Annotated in this window: 3 protein-coding genes; all 3 read right to left on the bottom strand. The window is 57.6% G+C overall.

Annotated features, from left to right (window positions below):
* A partial coding sequence (locus ACE4YL_RS10930; RefSeq protein ID WP_461369637.1) for a tape measure protein occupies positions 1-1,622 on the bottom strand: 1,622 nt, incomplete at its 3' end.
* Positions 1,622-1,834 carry a hypothetical protein gene (locus tag ACE4YL_RS10925; protein WP_461369636.1) on the bottom strand — a complete coding sequence of 71 codons (213 nt, stop codon included), beginning with the start codon at positions 1,832-1,834 and terminating at the stop codon, positions 1,622-1,624. The genes ACE4YL_RS10930 and ACE4YL_RS10925, both read right to left, overlap by 1 nt.
* Before the next feature lie 77 nt (positions 1,835-1,911).
* On the bottom strand, positions 1,912-2,161 hold a 250-nt coding region (locus ACE4YL_RS10920), incomplete at its 5' end, for a hypothetical protein (RefSeq protein WP_461369635.1).

Raw genomic sequence — 2,161 nt, 5'->3', positions numbered from 1 at the left:
ACTAGGCCGGAGATGAAGCCCCAAACGGCATTGACCATGCCGCCGACGAAATCGACCAGCCCTTGCCCAGCCTTTATGAGGTAGCCAAATGCGCCGGCGAAGTCGCCTTTGAAAAGCGCCACGATCGCGTTGACGACGTTTGTTACAAAGGCGATCAGCCCGCCGAAGGCTTGGATCAGCGGAGCGATGGCCTTGATCAGGCCATTGATTACGCCGATGACGATGCCGATATTGATGGCCACAATCCCACCCAGGACCGCCCCGACAATTTTCAGGATAGGCAGCAGATCCATGAAAGCATTCTTCAGAATCTCAAGAGAAGGCCCCATGGCCTCCATCATCTTGCCGACATTTTCTTTCAGCATGTCGATGATCGGGCCAACGGTTGCTTTGATCGTCTCCCAGATCTCTTTTACACCATCTCGGAACTCCTCGCTGTGCCGCCAGAGCAGGACGATAGCGGCAACGAGCGCGGCGACGCCCGCGATGATCCAGCCTACCGGACCGGTCAAGGCACCGATAGCTGCGCCTGCACTACTGACTGCGGGGCCCAAGAATTTAAAGGCCTGCATGATGCCCCCGACAGCAGTGGTGAGCTTGCCGACAACGATCAGGACCGGGCCCGCGGCAACAAGGATTCCCGCTATCGTCGTTATTGCTTTTTTTGTTCCGTCCGACAGGCCACCCCACCACTCGATGAGGCCCTTAACCTTTTCAATGATCTCCCCAAAGGTTTCGGCGATCTTTGCCCCTGTTTCTTTCGCCCACTCTCTCGCCTTATCTGAGCGCAGCAAGTCGAGAAACTCCGCAATGGATTCTTTCGATTGCTCGAAAACACCAGAAAGCAGGCTCTCGCCGATGATGCCGATATTCGCTTTTGTGTTTGCCACCATGCCATCCCAAGTGTCCGCATACGCGTCGGCCATTCCTCCGGCGAAGTCCTCCATCACGGTCAAGAACTCCCTGGACGATACCTTGCCGCCCGTAACCATCTTGCGGAATTCTTCCAGCGACACGCCCAGGTGTTTCGACATGGCCATGGCGAATCCCGGCATGCCTTGCTCGATCATGTTTAGCTCCCGCGTCATCAGCCTGCCGCCACCCTGAACGCGGTTAAATATCTGCGCCATGTCGCTGATGGGCCTATTTGCCCCAACCGCAGCGCTGCCGACCAGCTTGATGTATTTCTCCAACTCAGCGCCTTCCTTGACGCCGGCGGCCAGCGCTCCTGCCGCAACAGACGTGCCTTCGGCCATTGTCATTATGGTGCCTTGGACGGCGGCGCTGACATGCTTGGATATACGCTCGACGTCTTCGACAGCATAGCCGAGCCCTTCAAGCTGCGCTTTCGCCGCGTCTATCGCTTTTAGGCGGCCCCAGCCAAACGCGGCCACCATGCCACCAACCGCGGCGGTGATGCCCACAACGGGAGCGGTGATATATTTGGTCATAGTGTTGCCGACGCTGGTAATGCCCCGGCCGACGTTGCTGACGGTCTTGCCGGCAGCTTCCATCTTCCTGCCGAATGCGTCGGCTTTGCTTTCGATGTCGCTAAATGCTTTTTCTAGCCCCGAGAGGCTGCCAGTGATGGCCACCGCCAGGGTTCCGAGGGTTCCTGCCACTATGTCTCACCGCCTTCCGGTCGCTTGATCTTGTCGCCGTAGTGCTTGTAGAACTCCGCCTTGTCTGGGCCATCGCTCTCCGGGCCCCGTTTGCGGCGAGTAGGCTTTTTGTCGCCCATTGCCTCGGCCAGCTTGCCGATGATCAAAGAGGCCCGGTATTCCTCGAATTCCAGGCCGTAGTCAAGATACATATAGAGCTCGTCGATGCTCATGTAGTCCAGCAGGTAGTCGGGCCGGGCCCAGGCGTAGATAGCCCCGAGCTGGGCAATGAGCCTGCCCAGCTCCAGGGTTACTTTTTTTCCGGGGTTTCCGCCTTTTCCGCCCTTGCCCGGATTGGCTCCAGCACGAACTCGCAGAAGTCCATCATCTGGTCGAAGTCGGTGTTATCAAGAAGCCAGTCGGCGGTGATCTTTGGGTTCGATGGGGTGCAGGCTTTCGCCACCAGATCCAGGGTTCGGTAGAACTTTTCTTCGCTGCTTATCTCGTCGGATACGTCAGCGAATTTCACCATCTCCAGAGTGACGCGGGATGGGATCTTT

Source organism: Candidatus Darwinibacter acetoxidans, from assembly GCF_041936445.1.
Lineage (GTDB): Bacteria > Bacillota > Limnochordia > Darwinibacteriales > Darwinibacteriaceae > DTU010.
The sequence above is the reverse complement of the archived record's forward strand: the minus strand, read 5'-3'. Positions and strand labels throughout refer to the sequence as shown.